Below are 15862 nucleotides of genomic sequence, written 5' to 3' on the forward strand. Positions count from 1 at the left end.
GGCGGGCGCGGGTGCGGCGGGCGCGTCGTCGACCGACACTCCGTGGTCGGTGACCAGCGCGGCGAATCCACCGGCGTAACCCTGTCCGACGGCGCGGACCTTCCACGCTCCCTGGCGCCGGTACAACTCGAGGGCGATGACGATCGATTCGCTGCTCAGACCCTCGATGCGGTACTCGTACAGCACGCCGGTGGCGTCGCTGACCCGTGCGGTGGGCGGTGCGAAACGGCCGAAGGTGCTGGACGCGTCGTCGAGGGTGATCACCGCCCGGACCTGCTCGATGTCGGCGGGGATCGCGCCGAGCGACACCGCCAGCGATGCGGCCTGCCCCGGCGATCCCGGAACCAGGCGCACACCCGGGCCCGAAGGCTGGTTGAAGAACACGAAGTCCGCGTCCGACCGGACCTTTCCGTCGGCCTTGACGAGCAGAGCGGACAGATCGGCCGGGGTGGTCAGCTCGAGCGAGACCACCACGTCGGAAGCGGTGATCGAGCCGTTCTGGCCCTTGGTGAGCGAAGTGGTCAAGGTCAATCAGTCCTCACTGATAGGCGGCACTGGCAGGCGATGGGGCATCGGTCGAGCTCGGTCCTACTCTACGAACCGGCCGGAATGCGGGTGAATCCGGCAAACCAGGCGAGGATCTCCTCACCTGCCGACACGCCGGCCGCCTCCGTGACGGCGACGGTCGGATGCTGCCAGTCGAGCGCTTCGAGTTCGCCGTGACACGGCCGGATCCCCGCGTCGGCGGCTTCGAGCATCGGCGCGTCGAGAGCACCGTCTCCGGCGGCGAACACCGGGGAATCCTCGCTGAGCACGCCGTCGGAGACGAGCCGCCGGTACACCTCGGCCACCGCGTGGCTCTTGCACACACTGTCGGGGACCGTGTAGATCTTCCGGCCCTGCTGGGACGCTCCCCAGCCGCGGGCGCGGCACCACTCGTCCCACTCGGCGAGGAACTCGGCGGGCTGCGCGTCGACATCGACGACGAGATAACAGAACAGGTCGTCGGCGATCCGCAGCTTGCGCACCCACTCCGGGGAGATGCGGGCCCGCAGTGCGGTGAGCGCCTCGTCGAGCCCGGCGCCGCCGGCGCGCACCGCAGTGTCGAGCCCCTCGCGCCAGACCGGGTCCGGCTTGCCGTCGACGAGGATCGCGCCGCCGTTGCTGGTGATCGCGTACCGCCACGGCCCGCCCGGCAGCGCGATGCGCCGGAACTGGGCCGGGGTACGGGTGGTCGTCGGGACCAACTGTGCCGCCGCGCTCAGATCCCGCAAGCGTTGCGCGGACGTCTCCGTCAGGTACGACAGCGGGGATCCGTCGAGGTATTCGACGCACAGCAGGTCGTCCCGGTCGAGTTGGGCCTGCGTCATGGCGGCGCGTGAATAGATGAGCGTGCGGTCCAGGTCCGAAGCGATCAGCGCGGTGGTCACGGCAGGTCCTTGATCAGTCCCATACAGGAATAGGCGAGGTCGGGGACCTCTTCGACCGGAACTCCGCGCGCGGCCGCGAGCATCCGGATGTGGGCATGCTCGGTGGCGTCGGCCTCCCGCACCAGCACCATCCACGGGACCCGCCGCAGCAGCACCCTCGTCGTTTCTCCCACACCGGGTTTCACGAAGTTCACCGTGGAGATCCCGTATCGGGCGCGGATCTGTTCCACCGACGCCCAGCCCGCCCAGGTCGGGGTGCGATCGGAGTCCATCACCCGGCGCGCGTCGGCGACCGCGGTGTCGCGATCGCCGAACTCGGCGCACACGGCGTCGATCAGCGTCGCCGACACGTCCTCGTCGGCGAGTTCCGCGTAGAACTTGGCGCCGTGGAACTCACCCGGCCCGATCAGGGTGTCGTTGAGGACCGTGCGCGAGATCAGCCCGGACACCGTGGAATTGAGGCATGCGGAGGCGATGAGGAAGTCGTCGCGGGTACCGTAGGTGCGTACGCACTGCCCGGGATCGGCCAGCACCGCGAGGTCGTCGGACAGCGCCGGACCACCCGCTGCCGTGTATTCGGCGAGTGCCGCCGACAACTCGCGTGCGATCGCACCCTTGCCGGTCCACCCGTCGACGAAGACCACCGACGCAGGATCGTGCCGCGCGGTGATGTGGTCGAGTGCGGCGGCGTCGATCCCGCGGCCGCGCACGATCGACACCGCGTAGTGCGGCAGCGACAGTCCGCGATGGTGTTGTGCCCATCGGCGGATCAGGACGCCGACCGGCGTCCCGGCCCGGGCCAGCGATACGAGTGTCAGGTTCGGGCCACGTTCCGCGAGAAGGAGTTCGGTGACCGTGCCGACCGCCCGGGCGAGTCGTCCCGCGGTCTCCGCGAGCACCTTGTCGAACAGTTCGCGGTACGCCGCGTCGGGCCGGTACTCCACCGGCAGCGACTCGGCGTAGTGCGCGAGCCCCGCCTGGATGCGCTGCTCCCGTTCGGCGACATCGGCTTCGAGATCGACGTGCGAGAGGTCCTTGAGAAGCCAGATCACGTCGTCGGATTCGTACGACCCGAAAGCGGGCCCGGTCAACGGTGCCGTCACGGCGCCTCCCTGCTGGTGCGAAGCGCGACCGGATCGGTCGCGGGAACCGTGGCGACGACCACGTCCTCACCGGCCGCGGTGAGAACGTCGACGAGCCCTCCGGTCGCTCGGAGCCGATCGGTGTCGGCGGGGCTGTCGACCACGAGCACGAGCGCGGGCCGCCGCCCGGCGTCCGGCCACTGCGCGTTGTACAGGTAGCGGGGCGCCTCGGCTTCGTGGGTCTCGGGCACGTGTTCCGGTGCGAGGAACACGAATCCGCGGCGCAGGGGATAGCCGGAGACGTCGAGGACGTAGCCGGGGGAGCGGGTGGTGGTCTGGAACCGGGTGACGGTGCCGCGGGCCGCGAGTGCGTCGGCGAGCCGCAACGGCAGATACATCAGTTCTTCGTGCCCGATCACGATCGCCGGGCGGCCCGGGTCGAGCGCCGTCATGAGGACATCGGCAGCCGTGATGATCGCGGCGTCGAAACCCGCGGCGTCGACGTTGCGGAAACCGTGCCGACCGCCGTCGGGGACCGTTGCCGGCCAGGGTAGTTCGACAAATGACGCGGACCCGCGGTGCGACGCGCGCGGGTTCAGGTCCGGATCTGGAAGCGCGGTCACCCGCTCGGTGGTGCCCTCGGGGATCTCGGCCCGGCCGGACGCGAGCGACACGTGCTCGATCCGCGCGCCGATCTCCCCGGCGGCCTCCGCGACCGCGCGCCGGTGTTCCTCGGTGCGCATGTCGACGAGGGAGGCGATCACGTACCGGGTGCGCGGCTGATGCCCGTGCAGTGCGCGAATGGCATCGAGTGCGGTTGCCCCGGTGGAGATCTCGTCGTCGACGAGCACCAGCGGCGCGGGGTTGGCAAACAGATCCGGCGACGTCGGCTGCAGCATGTGGGAGGTCGCGTGCGAGTGCCCCTCCTCGAACCCCGCGAATGTCTCGGCACCCGCAACGACGCGGCGGGTGGAATGCAGATAGCAGGCGGCGCCGATGCGTGTCGCCACACAGTGGCCGAGGCCGGTGGCGGTCTCCGCGAAGCCCAGCACGACCGCGGTCGGAGCGTCGTCACCGAGCAATTCGGCGACCAGATCGCCGAGCCGGTCCCCGGCACCGATCACGACAGCGGGATCGGTCGGCACATGCTTGCCCAGCACGGTCGAGACCAGCAGATGCGCGCGGCGCGGATTGCGGCGCAGACCCGGCCGGACCAGTTCCGGCACCCGATACCCGGCGGCCGACTCCCGATGATGCAGCGTCAGCCCGAATTGCTCTGTCGCCCACGGTGTCCGGAATCCCTCGGCGGCGCCGGCCGGCGCGACCGTGTTCACCGGTGCACCAATGCGGTCAGCAGATCCACGAACGTGACTCCCTTGTTGGTGACGCCGAACACCGACGCGCGCAGTACCGTCTGCTGCGCCCACGTGCGGTGCGGACGGCGTTCGTTCATCTTGTTGCGGTAACCGGACGCGCGGACGCCGCCGGTGTCGCCGCCGAGGATGTCGACGGCGTCGTGGTACTCCTCGTGGGTCACCGCGGAAAGTGCGTGCACGGCCGCGACGTGCGACGGATGGATCACCGTCTTGCCCTGGATGCCGTTGGCGCGATCCAGGGCGATCTCCCGGAGGAGCCCGTCGAGGTCGCGGCTGACGAGTTGCTGGCGGAACACCACCGCATCGTGTTTCTCGAACGGGGTGGCACGCAGCATCGGCCGGAACATCCGTTCGTGGTCGGCGAAGTACTCCCACACCGGCCCGGTGATGACGAACCCGGTGCCGTCGGTGCGGCCGAGGTAGTTGACGACATCGGCGATGACATCGACGACGACCCGCACGTCGTAGATCGTGAGGTCGCGGTCGCGGCGGATCCCGAACGTGCCGCACATGTCGGTTGCCCCGATCCGCACGGCCAGCACCCGCTGCCGGTGCACGGCCAGCAGGGAAGAGATCGCCTGGAGTTCGTGATCGCGGGTCTGGCGGTGGACGAGCTCACTGGACTCGAGTACCGGCATCGCGTACAGGTGCTTGCCCAGCCGCTCCGACGCCGCGGAGACCGCCTCGAGAAACGCGGATCCGGTGTCCGCTCCGAACTTGGGCAGTACGAAGCCGGTGAGCGCGCCGACACCCGGGCCGAGCTCGGAGGCGATGCGGTCCACCCCGTCGGGGGTGCGGACCCGGACGAACAGCAGCATGCTCGCGACGTCCGTCCCGGCCAGCCGGTCGAGCGCGTCGACGGCGTTGCGGAGCGCTTCCTCCACCTCGTCGTCCGCGACGGCGTCCTCCAGATCCAGGACCATCGAGGTCACGCCTTCGGCGGCGCGGCGCGCGACGGTCGCGGCCAGGTCCGGGCGGGTGGCCGGCACGTAGAGGGTCGCTCCGAGCGCGACCGCGAGGCGTTCACGGTCGTCGCTGTCGTCGAACGGTCGGGGATGATGGAGGAACAGGGCGTCCCGTGTCTCCGGATCCAGATGCCGGAAGTGGCATGTGCCGTGCACTTCCGTGAAGGTCCCCCCGCTCATGGGCCGTCCGTCCGTCCTCTCATTCGTTGCACCACTCCGGTGATGAAGTCCGTCACCGCGTCGAGGTCGCGCACATACGCCCAGTAGTCCGGGTGGATTCCGGTCAGTGAATCGACGGCTCTGTCGATCCGGGCGAGTTGTGCGTCGAGCACCGAACCCCATTCTGCGGTCATTCCCCGCTGCACCGCGAGGTGCTGCGCGTCACGCAGCCGGAACCGGACGGTGTCGACCTTCTCACCGGGATTCTCCCGCACGGCGCGCAGTGTCGCGAGCCGGCCGGTGACGGCGTCGACGTTCTGCTCGGCCTGTGCCAGCTGTGAGCGTGCCGCGGTGGCGTGATCGAGGGCCTGCTCGGGCCGGCCGGCCGCCAGCGCGGTGCGTGCCGCGACCAGGCTTTCCTCGGCTTTCGCGAGCAGTTCGGCGGCGTGCCGGTCGTTGCCGGTCAGGTCCGCGGAGCTCGCCGCGTTGAACTCGCGCAGCAGTGCCGAGTACGCGGTCGAGAGTCCCTCGGATCGGGTGCGGACGGCTCCGATCCGCGTGGTGACGGAGGCCACAGCATTCCGGGCCCGGGTCGACTGTCCGGGTGCCCGGGCGAGCGTTTCGCGCAGTGCTGCCGCGGCCTGCTCGACCCGGCCCGCCCACTCCCGCGTCGCGACGGCCCCGGTGGCGGCGTCGAGCGAAGCCAGGGCGGTGTCGAGAGTGCCCGCCGCGGCCTGTACCGACGGGTAGTCGGCGAACTCGGCGTTCTCCGGCGATTGCAGCGTCCGTATCGCCGCCCGGGCTTCGGTGCGTGCCCGATGCGCGAACTGCGGGGTGGCCGCCGCCACCGCCATCGCATGTTCGAGGTGGGCGCGATGATGTCCATAGAAATCATCGAGAGTTCTTGTCGCGGAGCCGATCTGTTGTATCGCCCGCTCGTATTCGGCGGTGCTCGCCAAGGGCTGTTCCGGTTCGGTGCGGGCGAGCTGCAGGTAGGTCTCGGCGGCCCGGTAGCATGCTTCACGGATCGGGGTCCAGGTGCGGCTCAGGCCTCGTTCGGGTTCCAGTTCGTGCGAGGCGGTGACCGCGGCCTCTGCCACCGACTGCCGTCGGTCCATGTCGAGGAAGGCCGCCACCATCGTGTCGTGGGCGTGGCGGGCCGCGGGATCCTCGGTAGGTCCGCTCCCGAAGAGTCGGCGCGTGAATCGGCTCGCCACGATCCGAATGGTACTGGTCTCCCGCGCGTGCTCGCCGGGGCCTGTGAGGTGGGCAGAAGCGCAGCGGCGGATATCCGTTTAGGCTGGAGTGAACACGCGCAAATCGGGCGGGTCCATTCGGACGCGCCGACCCACGATCGATCGAAAGGACCCCGCATGGGTGTCAGCTTGACCAAGGGCGGCAATGTTTCCCTGACCAAGGAAGCGCCGAACCTCACCGCCGTGGCCGTCGGTCTCGGCTGGGATGTCCGCACCACGACCGGCACCGACTTCGACCTCGACGCCAGCGCGATCGCGACCGGCGCCGACAAGAAGGTCGTCTCCGACCAGCACTTCGTGTTCTTCAACAACCTGAAGTCGCCCGACGGCTCGATCGAGCACGCCGGTGACAACCGCACCGGTGAGGGCGAGGGCGACGACGAGGTCATCAATGTCGACCTCGCGGCGGTCCCCGCCAACATCGAGAGCATCTTCTTCCCCGTCTCGATCTACGACGCCGAAACCCGAAGCCAGTCGTTCGGCCAGGTCCGCAACGCCTACATCCGCGTCGTCGACCGCGCCAACGGCACCGAGCTGGCCCGCTACGACCTGTCCGAGGACGCCTCCACCGAAACCGCCATGGTGTTCGGTGAGCTCTACCGGCACGGCGCCGAGTGGAAGTTCCGCGCTGTCGGCCAGGGCTACGCGTCCGGCCTCGCGGGCATCGCCCGCGACTACGGCGTCAACGTCTAGTTCGCCGACGGCATGATCCGGCCCCGGGAAGACACCGGGGCCGGATTCGTCACTCCTGTTTGCAGTACCTCGCTGCATCGACCTGACTACTGACAAGAAAGGCCGCAGTCGTGATACTGCGAATATTCGGTGCGTCGTTCGCCGTCACCGTCGTTTCTCTCGTCGTCGCCTTCCTCTACGGCGGCCCCCAGGCATTGTTCCTGTGCGTGATCCTCGGCATCCTCGAGGTGTCGCTCTCGTTCGACAACGCGGTCATCAACGCGACCGTGCTGCAGCGGATGAGCGAGTTCTGGCAGAAGATCTTCCTCACCGTCGGCATCCTCATCGCCGTGTTCGGTATGCGTCTGGTGTTCCCGCTGGTCATCGTGTGGGCCGCGTCCGGTCTCGGACCGGTCGAGGCGCTGGACCTGGCTCTGAATCCGCCGCCGGACGGGGCCGCCTACTTCCCCGACGGTAGCCCCAGCTACGAAACACTCATCACCGACGCGCACCCGCAGATCGCGGCGTTCGGCGGCATGTTCCTGCTGATGCTGTTCCTGCACTTCATCCTCGAGGAGCGGGACATCCACTGGCTGCGGTGGATCGAACGTCCTCTCGGGAAGGCCGGCAAGCTCGACCAGCTCGAGGTCGTCATCGCGTCGGTGCTGCTGCTGATCACGGCCACGGTCATCGCGCCCGACGACAAGGTGTCGACGGTGATGATCGCCGGTGTGCTCGGCATGATCACCTACATCGCGGTCAACGGGCTCGGCGAGATGTTCCACATACCCGAGGAAGGTGAGGAGGGCTCCGGCGGGCCGTCCGGTCTGGCCAAGGCCACGGGTAAGGCAGGCTTCTTCCTGTTCCTCTACCTCGAGGTCCTCGACGCGTCGTTCTCGTTCGACGGGGTGATCGGCGCGTTCGCGATCACGTCCGACCCAATCATCATCGCCCTGGGCCTCGGCTTCATCGGCGCGATGTTCGTCCGTTCGATCACGATCTTCCTGGTGCGCAAGGGCACCCTGTCGGAGTACGTGTACCTCGAGCACGGTGCCCACTGGGCGATCGGCGCGCTCGCGCTGATCCTGCTGTACTCGATCGGCACGCACGTTCCCGAGGTGATCACCGGCCTCGTCGGTATCGCCCTGATCGGTGCGGCGTTCGCCTCGAGCATCTACCGCAACCGCAAGGTGAAGGCTCAGGAGGCACTCGCTTCCTCCTGACCTGCCCGCCCTGCTCGGTGAGGGGAACCATCATTCGGTCGAACCGGGTGATGGTTCCCCTCACCGGTTTTCGTGGCAGGTGCGGGTGTCAGGAGATCGGTGCCGGCGGCGCGCTCGCGCGATCGAACTCGGGGACGGTGAAGTCGACGTCGTACGACGTCGTCGTGTCGTTTCCTGCGAAGACCTCGCGCACGATGCGGCCCTTCCCGTCGACCCACAATTCGATGGACGGAGGGGTCTGCTCGATCATGATCCGGCGCATGTCCTCGGCGCTCGGGGTACCGGGACCGGCGGGAAGCGACGCGGCGAAGGTCTCGAGGAGCGCATCCGTGTAGGCCGCGACGTCCAGGGTGGCGGCGTATCGGGTGACGTCGCCCGCCTGCACCACCTCGGTGCCCTTCTCCTGCGCATCGACGGTGAATTTCGCCAGGAGCGCACTGCTCTGCTGCCGGTTCCGGACCAGGTCCCGGATGAGGAACATCTGTCCGGTCGAGTCCGATCCGACGTCGACGCGATACCAGACGTCGGGCTCGAGGACCGCTGCGGCGGCCTCCGGCACATCCGTGAACTGCACGAAGACGTCATCGCCTTCGAACAGCACCTGGAGCGGCCCCTGCGGCGAATTCGGGATCTGTCCGAGAATGATGTCGCGTGCGGTGTCGATGGTCGTGGTGATGATGTTGCCCTGTGCGGAAATCTCGCCGTGCTGGACTTCCTGGCCCGCCGTGACCTCGAATGCGGCGCGGACCTTGTCGAGAGCGGTCCCGGCCGAGGTGTACGCGTCGGCCGAAGCACCATCGGTCGGTGTGGCGTTCTCTTCGCCGGAACAGCCGGCGCCGAGCAATACCGCGGAAACCGCGAGCACCGCGCCGGCCGTACGAAGACGTGTCGATACGAACATGGTCGAGCTGTTCCCCCTGGTCGTCACGAGCGCCCACTCGGCGCCCTCGCCGGGATACTATCCCGCCGCGTGCGGCTCGCATCCGGCACGGGTCACTGCGGGAAAATGCCCTCACGCAGAAGAGTTTCCGCGTCGGCGAACGCTCGTGCCCGGCGCACGATCGTCGGCGGGCCGGGCGGGTTGCCGTTCCACTGATCGAACAGGGTGCTCAGGCTCAACACGATCCGTTCGGGTGCACGCCATCGGCTCCACGGTTCGAAATCTCTGCTGCGCACGAGTTCCCGGGCAGTCTGCCGGACGGAGGTGCCACGCGCGTGACGGTCGCGCCCGGCGTCGCGGAGCCACAGCCAGTAGTCGCGGAGTGCGCGCAGGTCGTCGACGCTGCCCGCCGGTCCGTGGCCCGGTACGTACACCGCGGCGTCCCACCCGATCAGGCGGTCCAGGGCGGCGAGCCAGTTGTCGAGGGGGCCGTTCCACAGGATCGGGGTGGACTCGACGAACAGGAGGTCGCCGGTGAACGTCACGCCGGCGTCGGCCACGTGTGCCACGAGGTCGCCTGCGGTGTGGCACGGACCGAGCCGTTCGAGTTCGACGGTCCGGTGGCCGACCGTCAGACGGTGGGACGTGTCGAACGTGCGGTCCGGAAAACGTGGTGTGCGACGGGGGAATCGCGCATCGGCCCGAACCCGCGTCATGAACGACGCCGCGGCCCCGACCGGTCCGGGCAGGCGACCGATCAGCTCACCCGCGGTCGCCATCGCGGTCAGGGCGGCCGGTGGCAGATCCTCGTGCATTCCGTCCAGAGATGCTGCGCTGGTGGTGATTCGCGCTGTCGCCGGCAGTGTGTCGTTGCCCCACCAGTGGTCCCCGTCGGAATGGGTGTTGACCGCCTCGGTGACGGGGGCGTCGGCGACCAGTGGCCGCTGCACATCGGCGATGCGTTTCGCCCACGCCACATCCCAGACGGTATCGACGACCAGCGACGCGGCACCGGGCGAGACGACGAGTCCGGTGTTCGTTTCGCCCCAGCCTCCGGTCGGGCGCATGAACGCCCACACGCCGTCGCCCATCCGGATCAGGCCACTCTGTTCCATTCCGCCCCCTGGTCTCGGTGGAGCACCCACCGTACCCAGTGCGGGGCGGCGTCGGGTTTCGGCCTGACGGTGACCGGGTAGTCGCGGGGCACCGGGATGTCGACGAGAGGTGATGTGCACATGAGGCCGGCGACCGTTCTGGGTACTGCAGCGGCGACCACGATGACGGCTCTCGTCGGGTCCGTGGCCTCCCGCGAGACGGACTCCCGCTGGTACCGCAAGCTCCGCAAGCCGGCATTCCAGCCTCCCGCCGCGGTGTTCCCGATCGTCTGGACCGCGTTGTACGCCGACATCGCTGTCACCTCGGCGGCGGCGATCGACGAGTTGACCGAGCGCCGCGACTTCGGCGAGCGGCGCACCTACATTGCGGCACTCACCGCGAACCTCGCACTCAATGCGTCGTGGACCTGGGTGTTCTTCCGGGGAGGGCGACTCATGTCGGCGACGGCGGTGGCAGCGCTCCTTGCCGTCAGCAGCGCGGATCTCACGCGACGAACCGCGGTAGTGGTGCCCGCCGCCGGCGCGGCCCTGGCGCCGTATGCGGGGTGGACGGGCTTTGCCACCGTGCTCAGTGCTCGTATCGCACAGCTCAACCGGTGACTCCGGGTGCATCGCGGGCGACTTTCGCGTGTGCGCGATGATGGAGGCATGCTCGAAACACCCGTGATCGTCGGCATCGGCTCGATCTGCATCGGATTCGTGTTCTTCCTTGCGGCGGCGAGCGGGGCGCGTTCTCGCTGGGATCGGAAGGTGACGATCACGCTGTTCGCGATCGCGATCGTGTTCATGACGATCATCCCGGTGATCGGGGCGATCGGTTTCGCTGCCTGAATTCTCCGTCACAGCGGATCGAGGATCTCCCGCAGCCGCTCGACGAACTTTTCCGGCTGATCGATGAATCCGGTGTGCTCGCCGGGAAATTCGACGGTCGAGACGGCGATCGCCTCGGCAAGCGCAACCGAGGTGGCCGAGGTGAGGAGACCGCCCGACTCGGCGCCGATTCCGACCACGATTCGTGCGGGGCCGTTCGACAGCGCCTCGCGATCGGGCACGTAACGGGTGGTTCCCCGTAGCTCGTGCGCGAAGAATCGGGCACCGTCGGCGAGGTCCTGTTCCGAGGATTCGCCGGGTGGCGGACCGGCCTGCTCGTCGTCGTCCGGCCCGGCGGTGTCGTATCCCGCCGTGGCCATGAACGCACCCCATGCCGCACCCACCCCGTCGCGGTGGAACGTGTCGATCACCGCGTCCACGGCGGCGCGGTGCTCGGCGGCGTCGGGGAGCAGCTCGAGCAGCGGGGGCTCGTGGGCGACCACGGTCCGCGCTCGGTCCGGAAACCGGGTCGCGAGAGCGAGGCCGGTGACCGCCCCACCGCTGGTGCCGAACACGTCCGCGGATCGGGTGCCGAGATCGTCGAGCACGGCGACGAGGTCGGCGGCGCGCAGGTCGGGGGTGGAATCGGAGGCTGCATCGTCGAGCAGGCTCCGGCCGATGCCGCGGGGATCGTGGGTGACGACGGTGTGGTCGCGGGCGAGCGCATCCGCGAGTGGCGCCAGAGCCGCGGCACCCATCGGGGAGCCGGTGAGGATCAGGAGCGGTCCGGTACCGCGGATCTCGCAGTACAGCCGGCCACCGGAAACGGGGAGAGTGCGTGTGATGGTCATGCCGATATGGACCCACACCGTCGTGAATTCTCATCGCTCGTGTCAAAGCGGACCGAAGTTGTCCGCAATCGTTTCTACAGTCGAAGACATCAGCGGAATCGACGACGGGACGGAACCATGACCGACACCAACACGACCGGAGAACGCGCCGACATCCTCGCGATGCTCGCGGAGCAGCGCGACATGCTGTTGATCACTGCCCGCGATCTGACCGACGAGCAGGCACGCACCCGCAGCACCGTCAGCGACCTCACCGTCGGTGGGTTGATCAAGCACGTGACTGCAACGGAGAAGAGCTGGATCTCGACCATCCGCGAACTCGACGAGACCGCGACGTTCGACATGGACTCGGCGATGGAGTTCTACTACATGCGCGACGACGAAACCCTCGCCGGCCTGCTCGATACGTACGCTGCGGTCGCGCGGGAGACCGAGCGGTTCGTCACGGGGCTCGACGACCTCGACCTGCAGGTACCGATGCCGACCGCGCCCTGGGCACCCGAGCGGCAGTGGTGGAGCGCGCGAAAGATCCTGCTGCACATCATTCGTGAGACCGCGCACCACAGCGGCCACGCCGACATCATCCGGGAGTCGCTCGACGGCGCGAACAGCACGATGCAGCGCGGCGCCGATGCGGGCATGACGTTCGAGTAGCCGTTCCTGCTCGACCTCTCCGTACCGGCCTCGTCCGGAAGGCAGGGGCCCGGGCCTCGGAAATCAGGGGCCCGGGCCTCGGAAAGCGGGGGCGTGGACTGCCGGACGGCGGTGTCAGTGCGAGCCGGCGACCTCCGCGCCGATGCCCGTTTCGGCCCGTACCAGCATCTCGGCGAATTTCTCGTCGTTGTGGGCGCCACGGCCGTGGCGCTTCTCGCCGACCAACGATCCGATGACGCACGCGGCCAGGCCGAGCGGCATGGTGATGATCACCGGAAGCTGGATCGTCAACGGGGCCGGGCCCTCGCCGAGCCACAGAGCCTGCGTGAACATGAGGCTGACGACGGTGGAGACCAGGCCGACGAGGATGCCCCACACCGCACCCGTGCTGTTGAACCGACGCCAGTTGAGGCTGAGCACCAGCGCGGGCAGGTGTGCGCTGCCGGCGACCATGAACGCCATGCCCATGAAGTACGTGATGTTCGTGTCGTCGCCGATGAGCATGGTCAGCACGATCGCGATGACGCTGAATGCGACCGCACCGATCCGCGCGACCCGTGCCTGCGCTTCGTCTTCCCGGACGCGCGCCGCGTCGTCGAGATTCTCCACCGCAGCCTTGCGTGTCAGCGTAGGCCACACGTCGCGAGCGAATGTGCCTGCGGCGGAGATCACGACGCCCGCGACGACGGCGACGATGCTCGCGAACGCGACCGCCGCGACGAGGGCGAGGGCGACCGAACCGCCGACCGTTCCGACACCGCCGCCGAGTTCGGTGACGAGGACGGGAGCTGCCAGGTTGCCGCCCGCACCGACCCGCTGCGCACCGTCGTCACCGAGAAGCGCTGCGGCACCGAAGCCCATGACGATGACGACCAGATAGAAGCCGCTGCACAGCGCGACCGTCCAGCCGAGAGAGCGCCGTGCGGTCCTGGCCTCGGGCACAGTGAAGAACCGGATGAGGATGTGCGCCATCCCCGCGGTGCCGAGTGCGAATGCCAGCGAGTACGAGATCAGGTTGAGTGCGCTCGTTTCGCCGAAGATCAGTCCGGGCGCCAGGATGGCGTCCCCGGCAGCGGCGTGGTCGGTGGCGGCGCCGAGGACCTTGGGGAAGCTGAATCCGAACTGGGCGAGAATACCCAGGCAGACGATGATCGCGAGGATCGACAGGATAGACGACTTGATGACCTGAACCCAGGTGGTCGCGAGCATGCCGCCGACGAACACGTAGATCCCCATGAGGGAACCCGCGACGATCACCGACAGCCAGAACGGAATGCCGGACACGGATTCGAGCAGCACGCCGGCCGCGACGAGCTGGGCCAGGAGAACGAAGGTGCCGGTGGTGATCGTGCTGAGCGCGACCACGACCCGGACGTTGCGGGATTCGGTGCGGAACACCAGAACATCCGCGAGCGTGTACTTGCCCAGGTTGCGCATCTTCTCCGCGAGCAGGAACAGCACCGGCAGGAACGAGACGACCGACGTGAACAGGATGACCGTTCCGTCGACGCCCTTGGAGAAGATCAGCCCGGTCGTACCGAGAAAACTTCCCGCGGAGATGAATTCGCCCGCGATCGCGAATCCGTTCTGCCAGCTCGAGATCGAGCGTCCGGCCGCGAAGAACCCGTCGGCGCTCTTCGCGCGGCGGGACGCGGCGAACGTCACCCACAGGGTCAGTGAGATGACGGCGCTGCAGATCGCGATTGCCAGGTAGTCGGCGTCGCCGGTCATGAGAGTTCCCCTCGGTGGTCGGACACGGCGCGGATCGCGGCGTCGGCGGCCGGTTCGATGTAGGTGCGGGACAGGCGGAAATACGCCCACACCAGCACCCAGGTGCCGGCGAACTGGGAGAACACCAGCCACAGGGACAGTGGAACGCCCAGCAGCGAGGTGCTGCCCAGCAGTTCGGGGAACGCGATGAAGCCGACCAGGAAGCTCGCGAACAACACGATCGTGATCGTGCCCAGCGCGGTGGTGACCGTGCGGCGCCGGCGACGGAGTTCGGCGACCTCGGGAAGTTCGAGCATCCGCGCCCAGGTCGGGTTCGGGGCGACGGTGCCGGTCATGCCCGCACCGCCGCGCGGCGAGCGGAGTCGAGTGCGAAAAGGTTCTCGTCCCAGCCCGATTCGAGCGGACCGAAGAAATGGAAGCGAACCTGCTTGACCTTGTACAGCCAGCGGCCGTCGATCTTGACGACCTGGTCGGTGTACCGCCCGGCGGCGATACCGGCGACACCGTCGGTGACACACGGCTGCCACAGGAACGACCGGACCGTCGCCCGGTCACCGTCGAGGTCGATCTCGAGGTTGGTGATGAAGTGCCAGAAGGCCGTGAGTCCGTCTTCGGCGAGACCGGCGAAGAACGCGCGCATCTCGGTCCTGCCCCGTGGATGGGACAGGCCGTCGAATTCGCCGTCCTCGGTGAACAGGTCCATCAGGGCGTCCCAGTTCCCGTCGTCGAGGTGGCGGCAGTAGCGCGCGTCGAGCAGGCGAATGGCCTCGAGGTCTTCGAGGCGAGTGATGCGTTCGGCGATACCGGCCTCGCCGGTGGACTCCGCGGGGGTGGTGGTCACAGCGTGATCCTCCGAGTTAGAAACGGGATTGTTATTAACGCACGTTCATGTGAGGTGGACCATAATCCAGGTCTTCTCCGGCGGTCAAGCCGTGGTTCTTGCTGGTCGCATACCCGGCCTCTACGCTCCGAGGCATGAACACTCGGTCGGTTGGTGTGCAGATGGGGGTGCGGGAACGCATTCTGGAGACGGCGCTCGTCGAGTTCTACGCGTCCGGATTCCACGGGGCGACGATGCGCAACATCGCCAACAGTGCAGGTTGCAGCGCCGCGAACGTCTACAACCACTTCGAGAACAAGTCCGAGCTGCTCGTCGAGATCCTGCGACGCGCCAGTGACGAGCAGTTCACCGTCACACGCAACGCGCTGCGGAAGGCCGGTGCGCATCCGGCCGAGCGTTGGCGTGCCGCGGTCGTCGCACACGCCCTGTTCACGGCCCGGAATCCGCGCGCGTGCCTCGTGGCCAACTCCGAACTGCGCTACCTCGGGGAGGTGGACCGGAAGCGTGTCGTCGGCTCCCGCGACGCGCAGGAGCAGTTGTTCGTCGACATCGCCGAAGAGGGCATCGACCAGGGAGTCTTCTCGGTGCCTCACGTGCATCAGGCGGTCACGGCGGTGTTGACGATGTGTGCCGGTATCCCGCTGTGGTTCCGCCCGGACGGTCCGCTGACCGCGCAGGAGGTCGCCGACGACTTCGGTGTCTACGCGCTCAACCTCGTCGGATACCGCATTTCCTGAGTCCTCGTCGTTGACTGGCGGGCGGGGTCATGCTGTACTGGGTGAACAAGCGTTAATGACTTGCTTGCCCGCCTTCCCGG

18 protein-coding genes are annotated in these 15862 nt (G+C 68.1%); 6 read left to right on the forward strand and 12 right to left on the reverse strand.

Annotated elements, in window-relative coordinates:
• The 6 genes from A8G15_RS23145 to A8G15_RS23170 form a co-directional block, all read right to left on the reverse strand.
• Positions 1–525: TerD family protein (locus A8G15_RS23145; protein ID WP_211270224.1), on the reverse strand; the 525-nt coding region annotated here is incomplete at its 3' end.
• 68 nt (positions 526–593) lie between these two features.
• Complete coding sequence (locus tag A8G15_RS23150) at positions 594–1370, reverse strand: HAD family hydrolase (protein ID WP_245687968.1); 777 nt, start codon at positions 1368–1370, stop codon at positions 594–596.
• Positions 1371–1426: 56 nt separating this feature from the next.
• On the reverse strand, positions 1427–2533 hold the full coding sequence (locus A8G15_RS23155) for a cysteine protease StiP family protein (protein ID WP_068165141.1): 1107 nt from the start codon (positions 2531–2533) through the stop codon (positions 1427–1429).
• Entirely contained in the window at positions 2530–3846 is a 1317-nt protein-coding gene (locus tag A8G15_RS23160; protein WP_068165142.1) for a phosphoribosyltransferase family protein, read from the reverse strand. The genes A8G15_RS23155 and A8G15_RS23160 overlap by 4 nt, the downstream gene beginning before the upstream one ends.
• Positions 3843–5033: an HpcH/HpaI aldolase/citrate lyase family protein gene (locus A8G15_RS23165; protein WP_068165144.1), complete on the reverse strand. Its 1191-nt coding sequence runs from the start codon at positions 5031–5033 to the stop codon at positions 3843–3845. Before A8G15_RS23165 ends, A8G15_RS23160 begins: the two co-directional genes overlap by 4 nt.
• Positions 5030–6151 (reverse strand): hypothetical protein, encoded by a 1122-nt coding sequence (locus tag A8G15_RS23170; protein ID WP_068165184.1) that lies wholly within the window; start codon positions 6149–6151, stop codon positions 5030–5032. Before A8G15_RS23170 ends, A8G15_RS23165 begins: the two co-directional genes overlap by 4 nt.
• Before the next feature lie 234 nt (positions 6152–6385).
• On the opposite strand from A8G15_RS23170, the gene A8G15_RS23175 reads away from it, so the two are divergent.
• Complete coding sequence (locus A8G15_RS23175) at positions 6386–6961, forward strand: TerD family protein (protein WP_068165146.1); 576 nt, start codon at positions 6386–6388, stop codon at positions 6959–6961.
• A 110-nt stretch (positions 6962–7071) separates the two neighbouring features.
• A complete protein-coding gene (locus tag A8G15_RS23180; RefSeq protein WP_068165148.1) occupies positions 7072–8163 on the forward strand; it encodes a DUF475 domain-containing protein in 1092 nt (363 codons plus the stop codon).
• 88 nt (positions 8164–8251) lie between these two features.
• Here the strand turns inward: A8G15_RS23180 and A8G15_RS23185 are convergent, their stop codons facing one another.
• Both A8G15_RS23185 and A8G15_RS23190 read right to left on the reverse strand, forming a co-directional pair.
• A complete protein-coding gene (locus A8G15_RS23185) occupies positions 8252–9064 on the reverse strand; it encodes a hypothetical protein (RefSeq protein WP_156665529.1) in 813 nt (270 codons plus the stop codon).
• A 92-nt stretch (positions 9065–9156) separates the two neighbouring features.
• Complete coding sequence (locus A8G15_RS23190) at positions 9157–10158, reverse strand: MBL fold metallo-hydrolase (protein ID WP_068165151.1); 1002 nt, start codon at positions 10156–10158, stop codon at positions 9157–9159.
• Positions 10159–10278: 120 nt separating this feature from the next.
• Here A8G15_RS23190 and A8G15_RS23195 point away from each other — a divergent pair, with 120 nt between their 5' ends.
• Both A8G15_RS23195 and A8G15_RS23200 read left to right on the forward strand, forming a co-directional pair.
• Positions 10279–10758, forward strand: coding sequence for a TspO/MBR family protein (locus A8G15_RS23195; RefSeq protein WP_068165152.1), 480 nt, complete (start codon positions 10279–10281; stop codon positions 10756–10758).
• 48 nt (positions 10759–10806) lie between these two features.
• Positions 10807–10989, forward strand: a complete 183-nt coding sequence (locus A8G15_RS23200) for a hypothetical protein (RefSeq protein ID WP_068165153.1) — start codon at positions 10807–10809, stop codon at positions 10987–10989.
• An 8-nt stretch (positions 10990–10997) separates the two neighbouring features.
• On the opposite strand, the gene A8G15_RS23205 is transcribed toward A8G15_RS23200, so the two are convergent.
• The gene (locus A8G15_RS23205) at positions 10998–11819 is read right to left on the reverse strand and encodes an alpha/beta fold hydrolase (protein ID WP_068165154.1); all 822 of its coding nucleotides are present in this window, start codon (positions 11817–11819) and stop codon (positions 10998–11000) included.
• A gap of 117 nt (positions 11820–11936) precedes the next feature.
• Between A8G15_RS23205 and A8G15_RS23210 the strand changes: the two genes are divergently transcribed.
• Positions 11937–12473: a DinB family protein gene (locus A8G15_RS23210; protein ID WP_068165156.1), complete on the forward strand. Its 537-nt coding sequence runs from the start codon at positions 11937–11939 to the stop codon at positions 12471–12473.
• A 114-nt stretch (positions 12474–12587) separates the two neighbouring features.
• Here the strand turns inward: A8G15_RS23210 and A8G15_RS23215 are convergent, their stop codons facing one another.
• From A8G15_RS23215 to A8G15_RS23225, 3 genes are read right to left on the reverse strand one after another with little or no spacing between them, the layout of a single operon-like run.
• Positions 12588–14204, reverse strand: coding sequence for a solute symporter family protein (locus A8G15_RS23215; protein WP_068165158.1), 1617 nt, complete (start codon positions 14202–14204; stop codon positions 12588–12590).
• A complete protein-coding gene (locus A8G15_RS23220) occupies positions 14201–14539 on the reverse strand; it encodes a DUF485 domain-containing protein (protein WP_068165160.1) in 339 nt (112 codons plus the stop codon). The genes A8G15_RS23215 and A8G15_RS23220 overlap by 4 nt, the downstream gene beginning before the upstream one ends.
• Complete coding sequence (locus tag A8G15_RS23225; RefSeq protein ID WP_068165162.1) at positions 14536–15045, reverse strand: nuclear transport factor 2 family protein; 510 nt, start codon at positions 15043–15045, stop codon at positions 14536–14538. The genes A8G15_RS23220 and A8G15_RS23225 overlap by 4 nt, the downstream gene beginning before the upstream one ends.
• Positions 15046–15179: 134 nt before the next feature.
• Between A8G15_RS23225 and A8G15_RS23230 the strand changes: the two genes are divergently transcribed.
• The gene (locus A8G15_RS23230) at positions 15180–15782 is read left to right on the forward strand and encodes a TetR/AcrR family transcriptional regulator (protein ID WP_068165164.1); all 603 of its coding nucleotides are present in this window, start codon (positions 15180–15182) and stop codon (positions 15780–15782) included.
• The last annotated feature ends 80 nt before the right edge of the window (positions 15783–15862 follow it).

Origin of the sequence: Rhodococcus phenolicus (genome assembly GCF_001646785.1) — a bacterium.
GTDB classification, from domain to species: domain Bacteria; phylum Actinomycetota; class Actinomycetes; order Mycobacteriales; family Mycobacteriaceae; genus Rhodococcus; species Rhodococcus phenolicus.

Bases quoted from the DNA above. Each gene is read 5' to 3' on its own strand.
- A8G15_RS23150 (WP_245687968.1), bottom strand. From the start codon at position 1,370: ATGACGCAGGCCCAACTCGACCGGGACGACCTGCTGTGCGTCGAATAC.
- A8G15_RS23165 (WP_068165144.1), bottom strand. From the start codon at position 5,033: ATGAGCGGGGGGACCTTCACGGAAGTGCACGGCACATGCCACTTCCGG.
- A8G15_RS23170 (WP_068165184.1), bottom strand. From the start codon at position 6,151: ATGGTGGCGGCCTTCCTCGACATGGACCGACGGCAGTCGGTGGCAGAG.
- A8G15_RS23175 (WP_068165146.1), top strand. From the start codon at position 6,386: ATGGGTGTCAGCTTGACCAAGGGCGGCAATGTTTCCCTGACCAAGGAA.
- A8G15_RS23185 (WP_156665529.1), bottom strand. From the start codon at position 9,064: ATGTTCGTATCGACACGTCTTCGTACGGCCGGCGCGGTGCTCGCGGTT.
- A8G15_RS23190 (WP_068165151.1), bottom strand. From the start codon at position 10,158: ATGGAACAGAGTGGCCTGATCCGGATGGGCGACGGCGTGTGGGCGTTC.
- A8G15_RS23195 (WP_068165152.1), top strand. From the start codon at position 10,279: ATGAGGCCGGCGACCGTTCTGGGTACTGCAGCGGCGACCACGATGACG.
- A8G15_RS23200 (WP_068165153.1), top strand. From the start codon at position 10,807: ATGCTCGAAACACCCGTGATCGTCGGCATCGGCTCGATCTGCATCGGA.
- A8G15_RS23205 (WP_068165154.1), bottom strand. From the start codon at position 11,819: ATGACCATCACACGCACTCTCCCCGTTTCCGGTGGCCGGCTGTACTGC.
- A8G15_RS23210 (WP_068165156.1), top strand. From the start codon at position 11,937: ATGACCGACACCAACACGACCGGAGAACGCGCCGACATCCTCGCGATG.
- A8G15_RS23215 (WP_068165158.1), bottom strand. From the start codon at position 14,204: ATGACCGGCGACGCCGACTACCTGGCAATCGCGATCTGCAGCGCCGTC.
- A8G15_RS23220 (WP_068165160.1), bottom strand. From the start codon at position 14,539: ATGACCGGCACCGTCGCCCCGAACCCGACCTGGGCGCGGATGCTCGAA.
- A8G15_RS23230 (WP_068165164.1), top strand. From the start codon at position 15,180: ATGAACACTCGGTCGGTTGGTGTGCAGATGGGGGTGCGGGAACGCATT.